21 protein-coding genes are annotated in these 21,220 nt (G+C 74.9%); 12 read left to right on the top strand and 9 right to left on the bottom strand.

Annotated features, from left to right (window positions below; all coding sequences use genetic code 11):
• Positions 1–51: 51 nt before the first annotated feature.
• Positions 52–1,350, top strand: coding sequence for a benzoate/H(+) symporter BenE family transporter (locus ABT006_RS02000; protein WP_350701998.1), 1,299 nt, complete (start codon positions 52–54; stop codon positions 1,348–1,350).
• Between the two features lie 149 nt (positions 1,351–1,499).
• On the opposite strand, the gene ABT006_RS01995 is transcribed toward ABT006_RS02000, so the two are convergent.
• The 4 genes from ABT006_RS01995 to ABT006_RS01980 all read right to left on the bottom strand — a co-directional run bounded on the left by ABT006_RS01995 (position 1,500) and on the right by ABT006_RS01980 (position 3,460).
• The gene (locus ABT006_RS01995; protein ID WP_350701996.1) at positions 1,500–1,871 is read right to left on the bottom strand and encodes a hypothetical protein; all 372 of its coding nucleotides are present in this window, start codon (positions 1,869–1,871) and stop codon (positions 1,500–1,502) included.
• 61 nt (positions 1,872–1,932) lie between these two features.
• On the bottom strand, positions 1,933–2,181 hold the full coding sequence (locus ABT006_RS01990) for a hypothetical protein (RefSeq protein WP_350701995.1): 249 nt from the start codon (positions 2,179–2,181) through the stop codon (positions 1,933–1,935).
• 82 nt (positions 2,182–2,263) lie between these two features.
• Positions 2,264–2,737 carry a large conductance mechanosensitive channel protein MscL gene (mscL, locus tag ABT006_RS01985; RefSeq protein WP_350701993.1) on the bottom strand — a complete coding sequence of 158 codons (474 nt, stop codon included), beginning with the start codon at positions 2,735–2,737 and terminating at the stop codon, positions 2,264–2,266.
• A gap of 39 nt (positions 2,738–2,776) precedes the next feature.
• Entirely contained in the window at positions 2,777–3,460 is a 684-nt protein-coding gene (locus tag ABT006_RS01980) for a FadR/GntR family transcriptional regulator (RefSeq protein ID WP_350701991.1), read from the bottom strand.
• A 50-nt stretch (positions 3,461–3,510) separates the two neighbouring features.
• Here ABT006_RS01980 and ABT006_RS01975 point away from each other — a divergent pair, with 50 nt between their 5' ends.
• The gene (locus tag ABT006_RS01975; protein ID WP_502890823.1) at positions 3,511–4,824 is read left to right on the top strand and encodes an MFS transporter; all 1,314 of its coding nucleotides are present in this window, start codon (positions 3,511–3,513) and stop codon (positions 4,822–4,824) included.
• 7 nt (positions 4,825–4,831) lie between these two features.
• Here ABT006_RS01975 and ABT006_RS01970 read toward each other — a convergent pair whose 3' ends face one another.
• A complete protein-coding gene (locus ABT006_RS01970; protein WP_092381119.1) occupies positions 4,832–5,188 on the bottom strand; it encodes an STAS domain-containing protein in 357 nt (118 codons plus the stop codon).
• A gap of 163 nt (positions 5,189–5,351) precedes the next feature.
• Between ABT006_RS01970 and ABT006_RS01965 the strand changes: the two genes are divergently transcribed.
• From ABT006_RS01965 to ABT006_RS01940, 6 genes are read left to right on the top strand one after another with little or no spacing between them, the layout of a single operon-like run.
• On the top strand, positions 5,352–6,212 hold the full coding sequence (locus ABT006_RS01965) for an STAS domain-containing protein (protein ID WP_350701989.1): 861 nt from the start codon (positions 5,352–5,354) through the stop codon (positions 6,210–6,212).
• Complete coding sequence (locus ABT006_RS01960) at positions 6,212–6,625, top strand: STAS domain-containing protein (RefSeq protein ID WP_350701987.1); 414 nt, start codon at positions 6,212–6,214, stop codon at positions 6,623–6,625. The genes ABT006_RS01965 and ABT006_RS01960 overlap by 1 nt, the downstream gene beginning before the upstream one ends.
• Positions 6,622–7,047 carry an ATP-binding protein gene (locus ABT006_RS01955; protein WP_350701986.1) on the top strand — a complete coding sequence of 142 codons (426 nt, stop codon included), beginning with the start codon at positions 6,622–6,624 and terminating at the stop codon, positions 7,045–7,047. The genes ABT006_RS01960 and ABT006_RS01955 overlap by 4 nt, the downstream gene beginning before the upstream one ends.
• Complete coding sequence (locus ABT006_RS01950) at positions 7,044–8,063, top strand: SpoIIE family protein phosphatase (RefSeq protein ID WP_350702687.1); 1,020 nt, start codon at positions 7,044–7,046, stop codon at positions 8,061–8,063. The genes ABT006_RS01955 and ABT006_RS01950 overlap by 4 nt, the downstream gene beginning before the upstream one ends.
• A gap of 32 nt (positions 8,064–8,095) precedes the next feature.
• Positions 8,096–9,424, top strand: a complete 1,329-nt coding sequence (locus ABT006_RS01945) for a sensor histidine kinase (RefSeq protein ID WP_350702685.1) — start codon at positions 8,096–8,098, stop codon at positions 9,422–9,424.
• Positions 9,425–9,426: 2 nt separating this feature from the next.
• Positions 9,427–10,965 carry a SpoIIE family protein phosphatase gene (locus tag ABT006_RS01940; protein ID WP_350701984.1) on the top strand — a complete coding sequence of 513 codons (1,539 nt, stop codon included), beginning with the start codon at positions 9,427–9,429 and terminating at the stop codon, positions 10,963–10,965.
• 76 nt (positions 10,966–11,041) lie between these two features.
• On the opposite strand, the gene ABT006_RS01935 is transcribed toward ABT006_RS01940, so the two are convergent.
• On the bottom strand, positions 11,042–11,890 hold the full coding sequence (locus ABT006_RS01935; RefSeq protein ID WP_350701982.1) for a DUF6597 domain-containing transcriptional factor: 849 nt from the start codon (positions 11,888–11,890) through the stop codon (positions 11,042–11,044).
• 31 nt (positions 11,891–11,921) lie between these two features.
• On the opposite strand from ABT006_RS01935, the gene ABT006_RS01930 reads away from it, so the two are divergent.
• The 3 genes from ABT006_RS01930 to ABT006_RS01920 all read left to right on the top strand — a co-directional run bounded on the left by ABT006_RS01930 (position 11,922) and on the right by ABT006_RS01920 (position 15,243).
• Positions 11,922–12,494, top strand: coding sequence for a TIGR03086 family metal-binding protein (locus tag ABT006_RS01930; RefSeq protein ID WP_350701980.1), 573 nt, complete (start codon positions 11,922–11,924; stop codon positions 12,492–12,494).
• Between the two features lie 209 nt (positions 12,495–12,703).
• A complete protein-coding gene (locus ABT006_RS01925) occupies positions 12,704–13,120 on the top strand; it encodes a hypothetical protein (protein ID WP_350701978.1) in 417 nt (138 codons plus the stop codon).
• Positions 13,121–13,122: 2 nt separating this feature from the next.
• Entirely contained in the window at positions 13,123–15,243 is a 2,121-nt protein-coding gene (locus tag ABT006_RS01920; protein WP_350701976.1) for a bifunctional polysaccharide deacetylase/glycosyltransferase family 2 protein, read from the top strand.
• A 60-nt stretch (positions 15,244–15,303) separates the two neighbouring features.
• On the opposite strand, the gene ABT006_RS01915 is transcribed toward ABT006_RS01920, so the two are convergent.
• Positions 15,304–15,522, bottom strand: a complete 219-nt coding sequence (locus ABT006_RS01915) for a hypothetical protein (protein ID WP_350701975.1) — start codon at positions 15,520–15,522, stop codon at positions 15,304–15,306.
• Positions 15,523–15,533: 11 nt separating this feature from the next.
• On the bottom strand, positions 15,534–17,630 hold the full coding sequence (locus ABT006_RS01910) for a S9 family peptidase (protein WP_350701974.1): 2,097 nt from the start codon (positions 17,628–17,630) through the stop codon (positions 15,534–15,536).
• Between the two features lie 90 nt (positions 17,631–17,720).
• Between ABT006_RS01910 and ABT006_RS01905 the strand changes: the two genes are divergently transcribed.
• Positions 17,721–19,070 (top strand): FAD-binding oxidoreductase, encoded by a 1,350-nt coding sequence (locus ABT006_RS01905; protein ID WP_350701972.1) that lies wholly within the window; start codon positions 17,721–17,723, stop codon positions 19,068–19,070.
• 13 nt (positions 19,071–19,083) lie between these two features.
• On the opposite strand, the gene ABT006_RS01900 is transcribed toward ABT006_RS01905, so the two are convergent.
• Positions 19,084–21,171: a SpoIIE family protein phosphatase gene (locus ABT006_RS01900; protein ID WP_350701971.1), complete on the bottom strand. Its 2,088-nt coding sequence runs from the start codon at positions 21,169–21,171 to the stop codon at positions 19,084–19,086.
• Positions 21,172–21,220: the final 49 nt, after the last annotated feature.

The following is a 21,220-nucleotide window of genomic DNA, read 5'->3' as shown; positions in this document are numbered from 1 at the left end:
GCTATCGTGCTACAGGTTCTTGTTCCGTAAACGGAACGATCGGGGTGGGGGATGGCGGGACGGACACAACCGTTGCTGGCGGGCGTGGTGACCGCGCTGGTGGGGTTCGCCAGCTCGTTCACCGTGGTGCTGGCCGGCCTGCGGGCCGTCGGCGCCACCGACGCGCAGGCCGCCTCCGGGCTGCTCGCGGTCTGCGTCGCGTCCGGGATCTCCGCCGTCTGGCTGGGCCTGCGGCACCGGATCCCGATGAGCGTCGCCTGGTCCACCCCGGGCGCCGCGCTGCTGGTCGCCACCGGCCCGGTGCCCGGCGGGTGGCCCGTCGCCGTCGGGGCGTTCCTCGTCTCGGGCGTGCTGATCGTGGCCGCCGGGCTGTTCCCGGCGCTCGGTCGGGCCGTCGCGGCGATCCCCCGGCCGATCGCGGGCGCCATGCTGGCCGGCGTCCTGCTGCCGCTGTGCACCGCCCCGGTCCGCGCGCTGGTCGAGGTGCCCCGGCTGGCCGCGCCCGTGGTGCTGGCCTGGCTGCTGCTGCACCGGTTCGCGCGCCGCTGGGCGGTGCCGGGCGCGCTGGTCGTGGCGGTGGCGGCGATCGCGCTGACCGCCCCGGTCGCCGGCCTCGGCGGCGCGCGGCTGCTGCCCGCCGTCGAGCTGACCGCGCCGGCCTGGAGCGTCCCCGCCCTGGTCGGCCTGGCGCTGCCGCTCTTCCTGGTCACCATGGCCGCGCAGAACGTGCCCGGGATGGCGGTGCTGGTCGGCTACGGCTACCGGCCGCCGTTCGGGGCCGCGCTGCGGGCGACCGGGCTGACCAGCCTGGCCGCCGCGCCGGCCGGCGGGCACGCGGTCAACCTCGCGGCCATCACCGCCGCGCTGGCCGCCGGCCCGGACGCCCACCCCGACCCGGACCGGCGCTGGATCGCCTCGGTCACCGCCGGCACGGGGCTGGCCCTGCTCGGCCTGGGCGCCGGGGCGGCCACCGCGTTGATCGCGCTCGCCCCGCCGGTGCTGATCGAGGCGGTCGCCGGGCTGGCGCTGCTCGGCGCGCTGGCCACCGCGCTCACCTCGGCGCTGGCCGAGCCGGCCGCCCGGGAGGCCGCGGTGGTCACGTTCGTGGTCACCGCCTCCGGGGTGACCCTGCTCGGCGTGGGTGGCGCCTTCTGGGGCCTGGCCGCCGGCGGGCTGATGCTCCTGCTCTTCCGCCGCCGCTCCGACGAGCCGGCCGCGTCGCGGCCCGCCCCGCCCGAGCCGGCCACCACGCCCGAGCCGGTGGCCGCGTCGCTCCGGCCGGCTCCGGTCGGGCCGGACTCCCCCGCCGGCGCCGCGTCGCCGCGCGGCGCCCGGGTCGGCGGCGACTGACCCTCCGCGCCCGGGGTCGGCGGCGACCGACCCTTTTGCGCCCGGGCCGGCGGCGACCGACCCTCCGCGCCCGGTCGGGCTGGATCGTCCACGACATCGGCTCGACGGCGTGTGGGCGTACCGGCCCGGGGCCGGCCGGTACGCCGGCGTCACTCCTCCGGGGGCAGGGCGCCGGCGGGGACGTCGAGGCGTACCCGGCCGTCGGCGACGGTGGCGATCTGCTCGGCGAGCACGTAGACCGCGCCGGTGCGCGCCAGGTCGGTGGAGACCTTCAGGTAGCCGCTGTGCAGCAGCCGGGCCGCCAGGTCGGCCGGCACGTCCGGCTCCTCGACCGCCGTCGACTCGATCAGCTCGTCCAGGCTGCTGCCCGGATCGGCGGTCGGCGCCTGCACGGTCACCGCGTTCGGGTCGCCCCGCTGCACGAGGTCGACCGTGCCGACCTCGGTGCCGTCGACGTCGACCACCCGCATGCCCGTGGTGACCCGGGAAACCATCGCCTGCTGCTCGGTGCCCTGATTCATTCTGGCGCGGTTCCCGGCCCCCGCTCCGGCTAAACCGCCCGTACCCGCCCGCCGGCCTTTCTCACAGCTCCGGCGACCACGCGCTCGGCGGCCGGGGGGAGAGCTCGCGCCAGCTGTCGGTGCCCTGGAGCAGCGCCCGGACCGTCTCCTCGGCCTCCTCGACGCTGTCGTACTCGTAGAACTGGGAGACGCCCTCGGAGCCGCCGGCGCGCTGCTCGACGTGCCACCGGTCGGCGTCCACCCGGAGGAAGACGTCCCGCCGTGCCAGCCGGCCCCATTTCCCGTTCCACCAGTGCTTCCGCTGCTCCATGGCGGGGACTCTATCGAACATGCGTACGAAAAAGTGCGGCCCCCGCGGGATTCCCGCAGGGGCCGATGTGCCTGTGCCGGATTCAGCGCGCAGTGGGCGGTTCCTGCCGGCGACCGAGCACGTCGTCGAGCGCGCCGCGCTGCTGACCTGGGGTGGTGTGGCCGGCGGCGACCAGGGCGTCCCGGATCTCGGTGAGCAGCCGGACCTCCTCGCTCGGCGCCTTCGGCGGCGGCTCCTCGCCCCGCTTGCGCCGCTCGGCCAGCTTGTTCATCGGGAACACCACGAGGAAGTAGAGGGCCGCCGCGGTGAGCGCGAAGGTGATGATCGCGTTGATGAAGCTGATCCAGTCGAACTCGACACCCCGGACATTCCACGTCGCGCCCTGAAGGCCGCCCTCACGACCCGTGACCACGAGCGTGATCAACGCGATCAGCGGCTTGAGGAACGAGTTGGTGAGCTGCGTGACCACCGCCGTGAACGCGGCGCCGATGACGACGCCGACCGCGAGGTCGACGACGTTTCCGCGCATGATGAAGTCTTTGAAGCCCTTGAGCATCCGTACTCCCGAGGTGTCCGGTCTTCCGTCCGGCACAACCTATGCCCCGGGTGGCGGCTCCAGAAAAGCGCCGGCCTCGATCGCCGCCCGGCCCGGGTCGCCGGCGCGGATCGCCTCGACCAGCCGGGAGTGGTCGACGTAGCGCTCCGGCTCCAGCGCGCCGCCCATCGACTGGGTGATCGTGCTGCGCAGCGCGGCGCCGACCGAGGCGTACAGCTCGGCGAGCATGCCGTTGTGCGCGGCCGCCACCACGGCGGTGTGCAGCGCGGCGTCGGCCTCCACGAACTCGTCGACCCGGCCGCCGAGCCAGGCCGCCTCGCGCACGGCGAGCGCGTCGTCGAGCGCGGCCAGATCCTCGGGCGTACGCCGCAGCGCGGCGAGCCGGGCCGCCTCCACCTCGAAGGCGCGCCGCACCTCGACGACCTCGGCCGCCCGGTCGACGGTGAGCCGGCGGGCCACCACCGGGGCCAGCTCGTCGGTCGACACCACGTACGTCCCGGAGCCCTGCCGGCACTCCAGCACCCCGGCGTGCACCAGCGCCCGCACGGCCTCGCGGACCGTGTTCCGCCCCACGCCGAGCGCCGCGACCAACTGCGGCTCGGTGGGGATCCGACCGCCCACCGGCCACTCGCCGCCGAGGATCCGCTCCCTGAGCTGCGCGATGGTCTGCCGAACGCGGTGCCCACGGGGCGGCGCGGTGGCGGAATCAACCGACGGTGGCACTGGTTACAACTCCTGCCCGGAATTCATCCCATGATTGTAGGTTCAACGGTATGACCCCGCCACCACCCACCGCCACCGCCGGCGTCTCCGCTGCCACCGCCGACCCGATCCCGGCCCCGGACGGCGTGCCGGTCGTCCCCGCCGTGGAGCGGGCGAAGCCGGGCCGGCCCGTGCACCCGGCCACCGGGGGCGTGCTGGTGCTGGTCGGGATGCTGCTGGTCGCGGTGAACCTGCGGGCCGCCGTGACCAGCCTCGGGGCGCTGCTCGACGAGGTGCGGGACGGCCTGGGGCTCTCCGGGACGATGGCCGGCCTCGTCACCACCCTGCCCACCATCGCCTTCGCGGGGCTCGGCGCGCTCACCCCGTGGCTGGTCCGCCGGTTCGCCCCGGCCCGGGTGCTGGTGGTCGCGATGCTCGCGCTCGCCGCCGGTCAGGTGCTGCGGGTGGTCACCGACTCCGCCCTGGTCTTCGTGCTCACCAGCGCGCTGGCACTGGCCGGCATCGCGGTGGCGAACATCCTGCTGCCGATGCTGGTCAAGCAGCACTTCCCGCACCGCACCGGGCTCGTCACCGGGGCGTACACGATGGCGCTCACCGCGGGCACGACGGTGGCCGCCGCGTCGGCGGTGCCGGTGGCGCACGCCTTCGGCTCCTGGCGGGTCGGGCTCGGGGTCTGGGCCGGGCTGGCCGCGGTGGCCGTGCTCCCGTGGGTGCCGCTGGCGTTGCGGGCGCGGGCCGCCGCGCGGCGGGCCACCCCGACGGAGGCCGTCGCGCCCCGCACCCGGATCCGGCCCGGCCGCACCCGGCTCGGCTGGGCGATGGCGGTCTACTTCGGAGCGCAGTCGCTCAGCGGGTACGCGATCATGGGCTGGCTGGCCCAGTTGTTCCGGGACGCCGGCTACCACCCGGAGACGGCCGGGCTGCTGCTCGCCGGGGTGACCGCGCTCGGCGTGCCCATCGCCCTGCTGATGCCGACGCTGGCCGGCCGGCTGCGGACGCTGCGCCCGCTGGTGCTCTCGCTGACCGCCGCGTCGACCCTGGCCTACCTGGGGCTCGCCCTGGCCCCGCACGGCGCGGCGCTGCTCTGGGTGGCCCTGCTGGCGATCGGGCAGGGCGCGTTCCCGTTGATCCTGACGGTGATCGGCCTGCGGGCCCGGACCGCCGAGGGAACCGTCGCGCTGTCGGCCTTCGCGCAGAGCACCGGCTATGTCATCGCCGCGCTGGGGCCGCTGCTGGTGGGCATCCTCTACGAGGCGACCGGCGGATGGACCGCCCCGATCGGGTTCCTGCTGGTGGCGCTGGCCGTGCAGACCGCCGCGGGCCTGGTGATCGCCCGTCCCCGGCACATCGAGGACGAGGCGTGAGGAACGGTCAGGAGGAGGCCGGCGTGGGGTCGCCCGCCACGGCCTGGTCGACCGTCGGGTAGGTGTGCAGCACCTCGACGAGGCCGCTCACCTCGAGGATGCGGAGCACCCCCCGCTGCGGGGCGGCCAGCCGCACCACGCCCCCGGCCTCGTCGCAGCTGTTCTTGGCGCGGACGAACACCGACAACCCGGTGGAGTCGCAGAACGAGACGTTCGCCAGGTCGAAGACGAGCCGGCTGCGGCCCTTGTCGAGCAGGTCGGTGATCTGGTCCTGCAACTGCGGTGCGGTCGCCATGTCCAACTCGCCCGCGACCGACACGACGACCACGTCGCCGCGCTGTTCCGTGTGCACCGTCAAGGACATTCGCCAGACCTCCCGTTATCGGGGAAACGGTATCCCACGATCGGGGTGGTACGCAGAACGGGAACCGGTATCCGGTGGCCACCGTCATTCGCTTGCCGTGCGGCAACTAGCGACCCGACCTCCGATGATAGAGTCCGCCGGTCCAGGTCGAAGGGGGTTTGCCATGGCGCTGAGCGCCGAGGAGAGCGGCCGGCTGGCGAGCCTGCTGACAGGTCATGCCGAGCGGATCACGCAGCGCTGGACGGAGATCGCCGCCGGGTCGCTGCGCGGGCGACTCAGCCAGGGAGAACTGCGCCGGCAGGTGCAGGAGCTGCACGGCAGCATGGTGACCGCCGCCGAGCACGGTGCCGTCGACCTCGACGCCGAGCAGGCCACCGAGCTGCGCGCCGTGCTCGCCGAGCTGTCGCGGGGCCGGGCCCGGCAGGGCTTCTCCGCCTCCGAGACCGCGATCAGCGTGTTCGCGCTCAAGGAGGCGCTGCTGGAGCTGATGGAGGCCGAGGGTGGCTCCGGGACGCTCCGCGACTACGTCGCCTTCTCCGGGCTGATCGACCAGATGGGCCTGTTCACCTTCGAGAGCTTCGTCCGCACCCGCGAGAGCCTCATCGCCGACCAGGCGGAACAGCTGCTCGAACTCTCCACCCCGGTGGTGAAGCTCTGGGAGGGCGTCGTCGCCGTGCCGCTGGTCGGCACCCTCGACTCGGCCCGCGCCCAGGTGGTGATGGAACGGCTGCTCCAGACCCTGGTCGACACCGGCTCGCCGTACGCGATCATCGACATCACCGGCGTACCGGCGGTGGACACCCAGGTCGCCCAGCACATCCTGAAGACCGTGGTGGCCGCCCGGCTGATGGGCGCGGACTGCATCATCTCCGGCATCCGGCCACAGATCGCGCAGACCATCGTGGCCCTGGGCATCGAGTTCGGCGACATCGCCACCAAGGCGAGCCTCGCCGACGCGCTGCGGCACGTGCTCCGGCTCACCGGGGTCGAGACCGGCCGCCGGCTGCCGCGCCGGGAGGCGTGATGGAGCGGGTGCCGATCCTCAAGATCGGTGAGATCCTGCTGGTCTCCATCCAGGTCGACATGTCCGACCAGACGGCGGTCCAGCTCCAGGAGGACCTCGCGGAGCGGATCGTGGCGACCGGCTGCCACGGCGTGATCATCGACATCACCGCCCTGGACATCGTGGACTCCTTCGTCGGGCGGATGCTGTCGACCATCGCCTCGATCTCCAAGGTGCTCGACGCCGAGACGGTGGTGGTCGGGATGCGGCCCGCCGTCGCCATCACCCTCGTCGAGCTGGGCCTGTCCCTCAACGGCATCCGGACGGCGCTCAACGTCGAACGGGGCATGGAGCTGATCGCGGTGGCGCGCGCGGACGAGCACGAGTTCGCGTTCGACGACGAACCGGACGCCGATACGACGGCCTCGTCATGACCGCGGGCGTCGACCTGGGCCAGCCGCAGGCGCAGGCGATCCGCAGCGACGAGGACGTGGTGCGCGTCCGGCAGCTGGTGCGTACGGTGGCGGTGGCGGTGGCGGTCAAGCTCTCGCTGGTCGACCAGACCAAGGTGGTCACCGCGGCGAGCGAGCTGGCCCGCAACACCCTGGTGTACGGCGGCGGCGGCACCGTCGAGGTGGGCACGGTGGACAACGGGACGCGGCGGGGCGTACGCATCGTCTTCGCCGACTGCGGTCCGGGCATCGCCGACCTCGACCTGGCACTGACCGACGGCTACACGACCGGGGGCGGGCTCGGCCTCGGGCTCAGCGGCGCGCGCCGGCTGGTCGACGAGTTCGACATCAAGACCGCGGTGGGTGAGGGCACCCGCGTCACGGTCACCAAGTGGTCCAGATGACCGGGGACGTGGTCCCCGACCGTGGCATCTGGTTCCGGGTGGAGACCGGCAGTGCCGCCAGCGCGGTGCGCCGGGCCGCCGAGCGGCTCGGCGACCAGCTCGCCCTGGGCGAGGCCCGCATCGCCGACCTGGCGATCGTCGCCGCCGAGCTGACCAGCAACCTGGTCAAGCACGCCGAGGACGGCACGCTGTTGCTGCGGCCCGTCCGGCACGAGCGGGAGGCCGGCGTGGAGCTGGTCGCGATCGACGCCGGGCCGGGGATGGCCGACCTGACCGTCTCCTCGCAGGACGGACACTCCACCACCGGTACGCTCGGCATCGGTCTCGGCGCGATCGTCCGGCAGGCCAGCTGGTTCGACGGCTACTCCCAACCGGGGCGGGGCACGGTCCTCGCCGTCCAGGTCTGGCCGGACCGCGCCGGTGGGCGGGAGCGGCCCTGGGTCGGCGCGCTCACCCGGCCGCTGACCGGGGAGTCGGTCAGCGGCGACGGGTACGCCTGGCGGATCGTGGAGGGCCGGCGGCAGGTGCTGGTCTGCGACGGCCTGGGGCACGGGCCGCTCGCCGCCGCCGCCACCGACGCCGCGCTCGACGCGTTCCGCCGGGCGCCGGCGGGGCCGCCGGCCGCAGTGGTCCAGCACCTGCACCGGGCGATGTCCCACACCCGGGGCGCGGCGCTGGCCGTCGCGGAGCCGGACCCGTCGGCCGGGGTGCTGCGCTACGCCGGACTGGGCAACATCTCCGCCGCGGTCATCGGCGCGGCCGGCAAGCGCCGGGGCCTGGTCTCGCTGCCCGGCATCGCCGGGCACCAGCGTCCCCCGGTCCGGGAGTACGACTACCCCTTCGAGGCCGGCGCACTGCTGGTGATGCACAGTGACGGCGTGGTCGACCGCTGGCAGCTCGCCGACTTCCCCGGTCTCGCCGACCGGTCGCCCGTCGTGGTGGCCGCGTCGCTGCTGCGGGACGCCGGCACCCGCCGCGACGACGCGTGCGTCCTGGTCGCCCGGGCGTGGTCGTGACCGGGCCGGCCGGGGCGGCGCCGCTGCTCCAGATGGTGCTGCGGGTCGAACACGACATCTTCGTGGTCCGGCAACGGGGCCGGGAGGTCGCCGCCGCGGTCGGGCTGGAGCACCAGGACCAGGTACGCATCGCCACGGCGCTCAGCGAGGTGGCCCGGGACCTGCTGCGCGCCGTCGGCGGGGCGGACGTGACATTCACCCTGGTCCACGACGTCGTTGGTGGTGGGCGGCACCTGCGGGTGGACCTCCTCCCGGTGAGCCCGCTGCCCGACGGGCGGTACGAGCCGCAGTCGGGTGCGGTGGCGCGGTTGGTGGACATGTTGGGCGTCGTGACCGGGGAGGGGGATACGGTCGTGAGGATGTCCCGACGTGTCCCGGTCACCGCCGAGGTGCTGACCCCGGAGCGTCTCGCCGAGCTGCGCGCCGAACTCGGCCGGAACGCCCCGGGCAGCGCCCTCGACGAGTTGGCCGCCCAGAACGCGCAACTGATCGCCGCCCTCGACGAGGTACGCAGCCAGCGCGACGAGCTGGCCGTGCTCAACGAGGAACTGGCCGAGACCAACCGCGGCGTGATGGCGCTCTACAACCAGCTCACCGAGGAGCTGGAGGAGACCAACCGCGGCGTGGTCGCGCTCTACGCCGAGCTGGACGAGAAGTCAGCCCAGTTGCGGGCGGCCAGCGAGTCGAAGAGCCGGTTCCTGGCGAACGTCAGCCACGAGCTGCGCGCCCCCGTCACCGCGATCATGGGACTCGGCCGGCTGCTGGACGACTCCGCCTCCGACCCGCTCACCGCCGAGCAGGCCCGCCAGGTCGGGCTCATCCGCTCCTCGGCGAGCGACCTGCTCACGCTGGTCAACGAGCTGCTCGACCTGGCCAAGGCCGAGTCCGGCCGGATCGAGCCCGACTGGGCCGAGGTGGACCTGCGGCCGCTCTTCGGTCAGCTGCGCGGCACGCTGCGGGCCCTGGCCACCCGGCCGGAGGTCGAACTGGTGGTGGAGGAGCCGCCGGTCCCGGCCACGCTGCGCACCGACGAGGTGCTGCTCGCCCAAGTGCTGCGTAACCTCCTGCACAACGGGCTCAAGTTCACCGAGCGCGGGGAGGTCCGGCTGCGGGCGGAGCGGCGGGGCGACCGTTGGCTGCTGTCCGCCTCGGACACCGGCCCGGGCATCGCGCCCGAGCAGCACGACCGGATCTTCGAGGAGTTCTACCAGGTGCCCGGCGCGACCCGGGTGGGCGGCACGGGCCTCGGCCTGCCGTACGCGCGGCGGCTGGTGACCCTGCTCGGCGGCACCCTGGAACTGGCGAGCGAGCCCGGGCGGGGCAGCACGTTCGTCGTCAGCCTGCCCGCCGGCGGAGCGTGACGGTGGAGGGCGGCCCGGCGACCGTGCTGGTGGTCGACGACAGTCGCACCAAGCGGTACCTGCTGGTCAGCTGGCTCTCCCGCGCGGGTTTCACCGTGCTGGAGGCGGAGACCGGCGGCGAGGCCCTGACCCGCGTCGGCGTGGACCCGATCGACCTCGTGGTGCTCGACGTGCGGCTGCCCGACCTGAGCGGGTTCGAGGTCTGCGAACGGATCAAGGCCGCGCACCCGGCGATGCCGGTGATCCACGTGTCCGCGCACGCGGTGGACGTCGTGGACCGGGCGCAGGGGCTGACCCGGGGCGCGGACGCGTACCTGGCCGAGCCCATCGAGCCGGAGGAACTGGTCGCCACCGCGCACGCGGTGCTGCGCTACTACCGGGCGCGGCAGCGGGCGGAGCTGCTCGCCGAACGGCTGCTCGGGCTCGCCGACACCACGGTGGCGATGCACTCCGCGCCCAACTTCGCGCGACTGCTGGAGGCGGCGGCGGCCGGGGCGGCCCAGATCTTCAAGAGCCCCGCCGCGGTGATCGCCGAGACGTTCGACGGCGACTGCGTCGCCGGGATCGCGGGCGGTCCCGGCGGCACGGCCACGATCGTCCCGTGGCTCGTGGACGACAGCGGCGTGCCGATCGGGACGACGGTCCGGGTGGACGACCCGGCCGGCTGGGGCCTGGTCGACTGGCCGGCGGGGGACACGGTCGCGGTGGCCGCGACCCGGCTCCGCGAGGACCGCCCGTCGCTTTACGTTGTCGTGCCCACCGCGACGCAGACCGCCCGCACCCCCGTGCTGGTGCAGCTCGCCCAGGCCGTCGCGTCGGCGGTGGAGGCGCAGCGCTCCTTCGACGAGGAGCACCGCATCGCGGTCACCCTCCAGCGCAGCCTGCTGCCGCGCCGGATTCCCGAGATCAACGGGCTCGACCTGGCCGTGCGCTACGAGCCGGCGAGCGCGCAGACCGAGGTGGGCGGCGACTTCTACGAGCTGGTGATGCTCGACGGCCACCTGCTGCTGGCGATCGGCGACGTGGCGGGCCACTCGTTGCACGCCGCGACCGTGATGGCCGAGCTGCGGCACGCGGTGCGGGCGTACGCGGTGGAGGGACACCAGCCGGGCGAGATCCTGGAGCGGGTCAACGAGCTGATGCGCACCCTGCTCCCCACGGAGCTGGCCACGATCTGCCTGCTGCTGCTGCACCCGCCCACCGGCCGGGTCCGGCTGGCCAGCGCCGGCCACCTGCCGCCGGTGCTCAGCCTGGACGGCAAGGTGGAGTTCGTGCAGCACTCGGCACCACTGCTCGGGGTGCGCGCCCAGCGACCGCCCGACCTGGAGTTCGTGCTGCCGGCCGGGGCGACGCTGGTGTTCTACACCGACGGCCTGATCGAGCGGCGGGACACCACGATCGACGACGGGCTGGCCGCCCTGGCCGCGGTCGCCGGGCGGATCGACGACGACCTGGACCGGTTCTGCGAGCGGCTCCTGGTCGAGCTGGCCCCGCCGGAGATCCAGGACGACGTCGCCGTGGTCGCCCTCCGCCGCCGCTGACGCGCGGGAAAGGCACCCTGTCGACGCCTGGCGCTGTGGAAGGGGCCCGTCCTGACGCTGGCAGGCGGGGCGGGCGTCAGCCGACCGAGCGGGCGTACGCGGCCGGCGAGACGCCGATGACGGCGGTGAACTCGCGGACCAGGTGGGCCTGGTCGCTGTAGCCGAGGTCCGCCGCGAGCGCCGCCCAGTCCGGCGGGCCGCCCGCGGCCTGCTCGACGGCCTCCTGGAGCCGGTACCGGCGGATCACCCACTTCGGGCCGACGCCGACGTGCGCGAGGAACAGGCGTTGCAGCCGGCGGACGGAGAGCCCGTGCCGCCGGGCGAAGTCGTCCACCCGCAGCACCGTCCGGTCGGCGCGGATCGCCTCGACCAGGCCGATCACCTCGTCGGTGACCGGGTCGGCCGCCGGCGCCCAGCCGAGCAGCAGGTCGTCCAGTGCCCGGCAGCGCTCGGTGTCCGTACCGTCGCAGCGGCCGGCGGACGGCGGCCCCTCGGCGGCCGACGCGGCGGCGACCAGGTCGGCGGCCGGCGGCCAGCGGTCGGCGAGCGACGGTACCGGCCACCGCCGCCCGGTCAGCTCGGCGACCGACCGCCCGCGCCAGAACGGCCGGAAGCCGCCCGGCCGGAACTGGACCCCGCTGACCCGGCCGACGCCGGACAGCGTGATCGAGAACAGTTTCCGCCCCACGCCGGCCACCTCGGCGGTCTCCGGGCCGTCGCCGTCGCGGCGGAACACCACGTTCACCGCCGGGTGCGGCACGACCTGCTGCGTGAGCGGCTCGCTCAGCTCCCAGTCGACGAGCCAGTAGTGCTCGACGTACGGCCGGAGCGCCACGGCGGGCAGGTGCCGGCGGAAGCGGACCTGGCGCAGCAGCCGGGCCGGGTCCAGGATGCCCCGGCTGTCCCCGCGCGGCTGCTGTCGCATTTCTTCAAGACCATCCTCATACGCTGGCCGTATGGCAACCCAGACTAGTGACCTGCTGGCGGTGGCCGCGCCGCCGACCGTGGCGGTGGTGCGTGGCATCGCCGACGATCAGCTCGACCTGCCGACGCCCTGCCGCGAGTACGCGGTGCGCGACCTGCTCGACCACCTGTTCCAGGTGGTGGTGAACTTCCAGGCCCTCGCGGCGAAGCGCCCCGTCGAATGGGCGGATCGGCCCGGCCAGCTCACGGATGGTTGGCGCGACCGGTTCGAGGCCGAGACGCGGCGGCTGGTCGACGCCTGGTCCGACCCGTCCTCGCTGGAGGGCGTCTCGCCGGGGATGGGCATGCCGCAGGCCACGGTCGGCGGCATGGTGCTGCTGGACCTGACGGTGCACGGCTGGGACCTCGCCGTCGCCACCGGCCAGCCGTACCGGCCCGCCCCGGAGGCGACGGCCGCGCTGCACGAGCTGGTGGCGCAGCTCGGGCCGCAGGCCCGGAAGATGGGCGTCTTCGCGGAACCGGTGTCGAGCGCCGCCGACCTGCCGGAGTTCGACCGGCTGCTCTGCCACACCGGCCGCGACCCCGGCTGGCCCCCGACCGCCTGAGCCTCGGCGGCCCGCGCGGCTCGCCGCCGCACGGGCCTCCCTGCCGCCCGGCCTGCTGTTCCTCGGTGCGCGGTGGCGGAGAAACTGTGGGGAACCTGAGCTGTGTAACGCCGGTGGCGACCTGGGCGCTGTTTGCTCTGGAGACCCGCCCGGACGGGTCCTGGCCTGGGCCGGAAGGTCCGTCGCGTGTGGCAGCGGGAGCTCAACAGATGCACAACCAGCCAGGCGGAGCGCCGCCGGTGTTCGTCGACCGGACCGGGCGTCGCCGCCGGCTCACGGTGATCGCCGGCACCGCGATGGGTCTGGGCCTGCTCACCAGCCTCGGCCTGATCGCCGCCGGCCTCTTCATGGACTCGTCGGTGTCGCTGCCCGGCTGGTCGGACAGCCGCCCGGCGGCACCGCTCGAAGCCGGGGTGGACGGCCGCGGCGAGCTGGGCGGCGCGTCGCCGACCGGCCCCCGTCCGTCCCCCCTGACCAGCACCTCGGCCCCGGCGCCCACCCGCACGGCCGGCACCGCCCCGGCCACCGGCGCTCCCACCGCCCGGCCGACCCGCTCCGAGCAGCCCGGCCAGGGCGACGAGCGGCGCACCGCGAAGCCCAGCCGGTCCCCGGGCAAGCCGAGCTAGCGGTGGCGCGGCACGTCGCCCGCCGTGACCCGCGGGCACACTGGATCCTGCTCCTGCTCGGGCTGGCGCTGCTGCTCGCGGCGCTCACCGTCGACGGCCTCGTGACTGGGCTGGCCGGCGGCTCCGGCGGGGCGCGGGCCGACACGTCCGCCGGGCCGGCGGTGCCGAAGGAGGTCGCCACCGGCGGGCCGGTGCTGCGGCTCGACCAGGATCGGCCGGTCAGCCGCGTCATGCCCGACCGGACGATCGCGCTGACCTTCGACGACGGGCCGGACCCGCGGTGGACGCCGCAGGTGCTCGACGCGCTGCGCCGGCACGGCGCGCGCGCCACCTTCTTCGTGGTCGGCGCCCGGGTCAACGAGCACCCCGAGTTGGTCCGCCGGATCCTCGCCGAGGGTCACGAGCTGGGCTCGCACAGCTTCACCCACGCCGACCTCGGCGCCGCCGCCGACTGGCGGCGGGACCTGGAACTCTCGCTCACCCGCAAGGCGGTCGCCGGGGCGGCCGGCCGCGAGGTCACCCTGCTCCGGCCGCCGTTCTCGTCGCACCCGTCGGCGCTGACCGGCCCCGAGTACGCCGCGCTGCGCGCCGCCGCCGGCATCGGCCACGTCGCCGTGCTCGCCGACCGGGACACCAGGGACTGGCAGCGGCCCGGCGTGCCGGCCATCGTCGAGGCCGCCACCCCGGAGCGGGGGCGCGGCGCGGTGGTGCTGATGCACGACGGCGGCGGCGACCGGGCCCAGACGGTGGCCGCCCTCGACCGGCTGTTGCCCGCGCTGACCCAGCAGGGCTACCGGTTCACCACGGTCTCGGAGGGGATCGACGCACCGGCCTCCATGGTGCCGGCGGGCGGGGGCAGCCGGCTCGCCGGCCACGCCCTCCGGTGGACCCAGGCCGGCGCCGGCTGGCTGGCCGGGGCGATGGACCTGCTGCTCGGGCTCGCGCTGGTGCTGGGCGTGGCCCGGCTGGTCGTGCAGGTGATCTGCGCCCAGGTGCACGTGCGGCGGGTCCGCCGACCGGGGCGGGCACGGCCGGCGATCACCGCGCCGGTGTCGGTGATCGTGCCCGCGTACAACGAGGCCGCGAACATCGCCGCGACCGTCCGGTCGCTGGTCGCCAGCGACTACCCGGCGCTGGAGGTGATCGTCGTGGACGACGGGTCCAGCGACGACACCGCCGGGATCGTCGAGCGGCTCGGGCTGCGCGGGGTGCGGGTCATCCGGCAGGCCAACGCCGGCAAGCCGGCGGCGCTGAACACGGGCATCCGGGTCGCCCGCGCCGACCTGTTGGTGCTGGTCGACGGCGACACCGTCTTCCAGCCGGACACCGTGCGCCGGCTGGTGCAGGGCTTCGCCGATCCGACGGTGGGCGCGATCTCCGGCAACACCAAGGTCGCCAACCGGCGCCGGCTGCTCGGCCGCTGGCAGCACCTGGAGTACGTGATCGGCTTCAACCTCGACCGCCGGATGTACGACGTGCTGGAGTGCATGCCGACCATCCCCGGCGCGATCGGGGCGTTCCGCCGTGAGGTGCTGTTCGCCGTCGGCGGGGTGCCCGCGGACACGCTCGCCGAGGACACCGACCTCACCATGAAGGTGCTGCGGGCCGGCTGGCGGGTGGTCTACGAGGAGGCCGCCATCGCCTGGACCGAGGCGCCCTCCTCGCTGCGGCAGCTCTGGCGGCAGCGCTACCGCTGGTGCTACGGCACCATGCAGGCGATGTGGAAGCACCGGCACGCGCTGCGCGAGCGGGGCGCCGGCGGCAAGCTCGGCCGGCGTGGCCTGCCGTACCTGACCGTGTTCCAGATCGTGCTGCCGCTGGCCGCCCCGGCGGTGGACGTCTACGCCGTCTACGGCCTGATGTTCCTGCCCTGGTCGACGCTGGTGCTGGCCTGGGCGGGGCTGCTGCTGCTCCAGGCGGCCACCGCCGCGTACGCGCTGCGGCTGGACCGGGAGCGCCCCGGCCCGCTGTGGAGCCTGCCGTTCCAGCAGTTGATCTACCGCCAGGTGATGTACCTGGTGGTGGTGCAGTCGGTGGTCACCGCGCTGATCGGCAACCGGCTGCGTTGGCAGCGGATGGCACGCACCGGCGAGGCGGCCGCCCTGATCCCCACTTCCCGCTGACCCGGCCGACCGGAACGGCGGGCGGAGACGTCGTACCCGGCGTGCCGGTCGCCAGGGCCGTCAGCGCGGACCGAACAGGCCGGCGGACCAGGAGAGGGCCAGCCCGAGCACCGCCGAACAGCAGCAGACCAGCAGTGCGGCGGCGACCACCGCGAGGATCACCCAGGTCGGCCCGCGCCGGGCCACGCCCGGCTCCGCTGCCGCGTCGCCCCGGTCGCCGTTCCCGTCCGGGGAGCCGGGCGGATCGTCCTCCGCCCGGCTCCCGTGCGTTCCGGTCACCCCGCCGTGGTTCAGGCGCGGCCGAGGCGGTCGAGGATCCAGGCGTTGATGAACGCCTCCTCGCGCCACGCGTCGTAGCGACCGCTCGGCCCGCCGTGGCCGGCGCCCATCTCGGTCTTGAGCAGGTAGTCGCCCTGCGGGGCGACCGCCCGCAGCCGGGCGATCCACTTCGCCGGCTCGTGGTAGAGCACGCGGGTGTCGTTGAGGCTGGTCACCGCCAGGATCGCCGGGTAGTCCACCGCCCGCACGTTCTCGTACGGGGTGTAGGACTTCATGTACGCGTACACCTCCGGGTCGTCGAGCGGGTTGCCCCACTCCTCCCACTCGGTGACGGTCAGCGGCAGCGACGGGTCCAGGATCGAGGTCAGCGCGTCCACGAAGGGCACCTGCGCGACGATCCCGGCGAACGCGTCCGGGGCGAGGTTGGCCACCGCGCCCATCAGCAGCCCGCCGGCCGAGGCGCCCCGGGCGACGAGCCGGTCGCTCGCCGTCCAGCCGGCCTTGACCAGGTGCCGGGCGCAGGCGACGAAGTCGGTGAACGTGTTCTTCTTGGTCAGCATCTTGCCCTGGTCGTACCAGCGGCGGCCCAGTTCGCCGCCGCCGCGGATGTGCGCCACGGCGAAGATGACGCCCCGGTCCAGCAGGGACAGCCGGGCGATGGAGAACCACGGGTCCATGCTCGCCTCGTACGAGCCGTAGCCGTAGATGACGCAGGGGGCGGAGCCGTCCTTCGGCGTGCCGGCCCGGCAGACCAGCGAGATCGGCACCCGCGTCCCGTCGTCGGCGAGCGCCCAGTCGCGGTGCTGCTCGTAGTCGGCCGGGTCGTACGCCCGACCGTCCGGCCCGGGCTTCACCGGCTTCTGCCGGCGCAGCACCATCTGCCGGGTGACCAGGTCGTAGTCGTAGACCGAGTCGGGGGTGACCAGCGAGGTGTAGCGCAGCCGGATCTGCCTGGTCTGGTATTCCGGGTTGCTGTCCAGGCCGACGCTGTAGAGCGGCTCCGGAAAGTCGATGTCGAAGGCGTCGCCGCCGCCGATCGGCAGCACCCGCAGCCCGGTCAGCCCGTTGCTGCGCAGCGAGACGACCAGGTGGTCGGCGAAGGCGTCCACCGCCTCCAGCCGGGTGCCGGGCGAGTGCTCGATCAGCGGAACCCAGTCGCCGGGCGTGTCCGCCGAGGTGTACGCCAGCGCGAAGTCCTCGGCGCCGTCGTTGTGCAGGATCAGGAAGCGGTGGCCGTGGTGCTCGACCGTGTATTCCACGCCCTGCCGCCGGGGGGCCACGGACGCGGGCGCGCCGGTCGGGTTGCCGGCCGGGATCACCAGCACCTCGCTGGTGATCTTGCTGTGGATGTCGACGAGGACGAACTTCTCGGAGCGGGTCAGCTCGACGCCGACCCAGAAGCGCTCGTCGTCCTCCTGGTGGACCACCACGTCCTCGCTCGACGGGGTGCCCAGGGTGTGCCGCCAGACCCGGTTGGGCCGCCACGCCTCGTCCACTGTCACGTAGAACAACACGGAGGCGTCGGCGGACCAGGCGGTGCCGTAGAAGGTGTCGGGCACCTCGTCGGGCAGCAACTCGCCGGTGGAGAGATCCTTGACCCGCAGCGTGAACCGCTCGTCGCCGGAGAAGTCCGTCGAGTATGCGAGCCACCGCCCGTCGGGGCTGACGTCGAACGCGCCGAGCGCGAAGAAGTCGTGCCCCTCGGCGAGCAGGTTGCCGTCGAGCAGCACCTCCTCGCCCTCCAGCGGCGCGCCGTCCGCGCTGACCGGCGGGTCGGTCTCGCCGTCCCGGACGGCCCGGCGGCACTGCACGCCGTACTGCTGCCCCTCGACCGTGCGGGTGTAGTACCAGTAGCCGCCCTTGCGGCTGGGCACCGACAGGTCGGTCTCCTGGGTGCGCCGGCGGGTCTCCTCGAACAGGTCGGCGCGCAACCCGTCGAGATGCGCCGTCCGGGCCTCCGTGTACGCGTTCTCGGTGGTCAGGTAGGCGATCGTCGCCGGATCGTCCTTGGTGGCCAGCCACGCGTACTCGTCGGTGACGGTGTCGCCGTGGTGGGTGCGCTCGCTGGGCACCCGCTTCGCCGTGGGCACGGGGGTCTCGGTGGTCACGGCGTCACGTTACCGGCGCGGGTCGCCCTCCGGGTGGCCTCGTCGGTCGACCCGCCGCCACATCTTTCGAACATGTGTACGATGACCGGCATGGCGGCAGCAGCGAGTTCCACCGACCGACCCGGAGCCCTCGACATCACCCGGCGGTTGACGGAGATCTGCGGCCCGCCGTTCGCCCGCCTCGCGGGCCCGGCCGACGAGGTGGCGGGGCGCCCGGCCCGCTGGGTGGCCGTGCCCGGCGGCCCGCACGCCGCCGCCCAGGTGTTGCGGCTGGCGGCCCGGCACGACCTGACCGTCGTGCCGCGCGGCGCCGGCACGAAGATCGACTGGGGCGCCGCCCCCGACCGGGTCGACATCATGCTCGACACCGGCCGGCTCGCCGGGATCGGGCACCAGCCGACCGGCGCGCCCACCGCCGAGGTCGGCGCGGGCACCCCGCTGCGCGCGGTGCAGGCCACGCTCGAACGCACCGGGCAGCGGCTCGCGGTCGACGCCCCCTCGCCCGGCGCGACCCTCGGCGGCGTGCTCGCCGCCGGCGAGGCGGGCCCGCTGCGGCACCGCCACGGCAGCCCGTGCGACCAGCTCCTCGGCGTGCGCTACCTCGACGCCGACGGCGAGCTGGTCAACGCCGGCGGCGGCGTCGACGGGCTGGAGCTGGCCCGGCTGCTCTGCGGCTCGCAGGGGGCGCTCGGCGTGCTGGTCTCCGCGACCCTGCGGGTGCAGGCCGTGCCGGCCGGCCGGATCTGGGTCACCCGGCCGGTCTGGACCCCGCTCGAGGTGCACGACCTCGTCCGCACGGTGCTCGCCGCGCGCCTCGACCCGGCCGCGGTCGAGCTGGACCTGCCGGCCGGCGCGGGACCCCGGCCGCGCCAGGACGGCCGGGCCGAGTCGATGGCGCGACACCCGTCCATGGCGGGGCGCGCCGCGCTCGGCCCGGCCGGCGCCGGCCGGCTCGCGGTGCTGCTGGAGGGCGGCCCGGCCGACGTCGCCGAGCGGGCCGACCGCCTGGTCACGCTCCTCGGCGGCAGGTCCGGGGTCAGCCACTCGGCGCCGGAGTGGTGGCGTCGCTACCCGTTCGGCCCGGGCGACACGGCGCTGCGGATCGAGGTGCCGATCGCCGACCTGCACGCCGCCGTCTACGCGCTGCGCGACGCCGCCGGCGCCCCCGTCCCGGTGCGCGGCTCCGCCGGCCTGGGCGTGGTGCACGCGGCCCTGCCCGGCGCCATGGCTCCCGACCGGGTGGCCTCGATCCTGGCCGCCGTCCGCGGGGTGCTCCTCGCCCGGCAGGGGCGGTGCGTGGTGCTCTCCGCGCCGCCGGCCGTCCGGCGGGCCGTCGACCTGTGGGGCGAGCTGGCCGGGCTGCCCCGGCTGCGCGCGGCCAAGGAGCACCTCGACCCGCACCACCGCCTCGCCCCGGGCCGCCTCCCCGGCGGCCTCTGACGAGGCCGCGTCGTCAGGCGGCGTCGTTGCGGAGCACCAGGATGGCGATGTCGTCGCGGGGCGCCTCGGCCGAGAAGCCGAGCGCGGTCGAACGGAGCCGGGCGGCCACCACGTCGGCCGAGTAGCCGGCGAGCGGGGCGGCGGCGTCGCGCAGCCGGTCGGTGCCGAACAGCTCCCGGCCCCGCCGCCGCTCCGTGACCCCATCGGTGTAGAAGACCAGCGAGTCGCCCGGCTCGAGCGGGATCTCCGCCGTCGGCGAGGTGATCGCGTCGAGCAGCCCGAGCGCCGTGCCGCCGGCGCCGACGAAGGCGGCCCCGCCACCGGAGCGCAGCAGCACCGGCCGGTCGTGGCCGGCGAGGTGCAACGACACGTCGAGCTGCGTGCCGTCGCCCGGCCCGACGGCCGCGAGGGCCAGCGTGCAGTACCGCCCGCCACCCCGCTCGACCAGCGTCTCGTTGACCCGGGCCAGGGCCTCCGGCAGCGGCTTGCCGTCGCCGACCAGCACCCGGATGACGTCGCGGACCAGCCCGGTCACCGTGGCCGCCTGAACCCCCTTGCCCGAGACGTCGCCGACCACCACCAGCCAGCGCCCGTCCGGCAGCGGCACCACGTCGTAGAAGTCGCCGCCGACGTCGGCGTCGTCGCCGGTCGGGACGTACTCGGCGGCGAAGCCGATGCCCTCGACCACGGGCAGCACCGGCGGCAGCAGCGACTGCTGGAGGGTCTGCGCGACCCGGCGGCGCTCGGCGTGGATCCGGGCGTTCTCGATCGCCAGCGCCGCCCGCCGCGCCACGTCCTCCAGCACGGCGACCTCGTCCGGGTCGTGCCGGTGCCGCTGGTGCCGGCCCACGGCCAGGGTGCCGAGGCGCTGCCCACGGGCGATCAGCGGCACCGCGAAGCCCTCCATCGGCGCGCCGAGCGGCATCTGCGTGCCGTTGCGGGACGCCTCCCGCAACCGGGCCTGGACCGACTCCGGGCCGGTCTCCTGGAGCACCTTGTGCAGGTGGGGCAGCACCGACTCGTCGGCATGACTGGCCGCCGCGAGGCGTAGCCGGCCCCACTCGTCGGTGGTGTGCACCGCGCACCACTGCCCGAGCCGGGGCACCACGAGCTGCGGGATGAGCGCCATCGTCAGCTCGACGTCCAGGGACTGCGCGAGCAGTTCGCTGGCCTCCGCGAGGAAGGTCAGCCAGGCCTGGCGGCGGACGTCCGCCCGGCGCAGCCGGTCGTTCTCCAGGTGCAGCGAGAGCCGCTCGGCCATCAGCACCGCCAGCGGCCGGGCGTACGCCGACGGCGCCGCGTCCAGCTCCAGCTCCCCGCTGTACGGCCGGTGCACCGCCAGCGGCACCCGGAGCAGCTCGTTGCCGGGCCGGGGCTGGCGGCCGTACCGGGCCAGTACCTGTGCGCCCTGTCCGTCCCCCCGGTCCAGCCGGACCACCCCGCCGGCCGCGCCGACCATCTCGGCGACCCGGGTGAGCAGGCCGGTCGCGAAGTCGGGCAGCGGGTCCTCGGCGTACGGGTCGGGGGTGGTCTGCATCAACTCGCTCATCGCCCCCGCGCTCGGCGCGGAGCTCTCCGCCGTCGCGGCGGCGCCACCCCCGGCGGCCGCGGCCCTCGGCGCCGTCTCCCGCCCGGCATGGGTCTCCCCGTCGCCGGCCGGGTCGGGCCGGTCCAGCCGGAACCAGACGCCCTTGCCGGTCGGCAGATAGGTGGTGCCCCAGCGGTTGGCGAAGTGGTCGACCAGCAGCAGGCCCCGGCCGCGCTCGGAGACCTCGTCGATGTCCGTGGCGTCGTTGCGGACTCCGACGGTCAGCTCGTCCACCGGGCCGGCGGCGAAGTCGGAGACGGTGACGGTGAGCCCGTCCGGGTCGGCGACGACCTCGATGTCCAGTTCGGTGCGGGCGTGCTCCACCGCGTTGGTGGAGAGTTCCGTGGTCAGCAGCAGCGCCTCGTTGACCAGTTCGTCCAGGTGTGCCTCGGTGAGCACCGAGCGCACCAGCGCCCGCGCCGCCGCGGGCGTACGCCGGTCGGCGGGGAGCCGGACGCGCCGGACGTGCTGGTCTCGGCCCCTGGTCTCCGCGGGCCCCGTCTCCGCTGACACCCCCGTATCCTCCACCGCCGTCCGCTCGGCTGCCAAGCCGGTGCCCGAC

It is taken from the genome of Micromonospora sp. NPDC002717 (assembly GCF_040295705.1).
GTDB lineage: Bacteria > Actinomycetota > Actinomycetes > Mycobacteriales > Micromonosporaceae > Micromonospora.
This window is presented reverse-complemented; position numbering and strand designations above follow the sequence as displayed.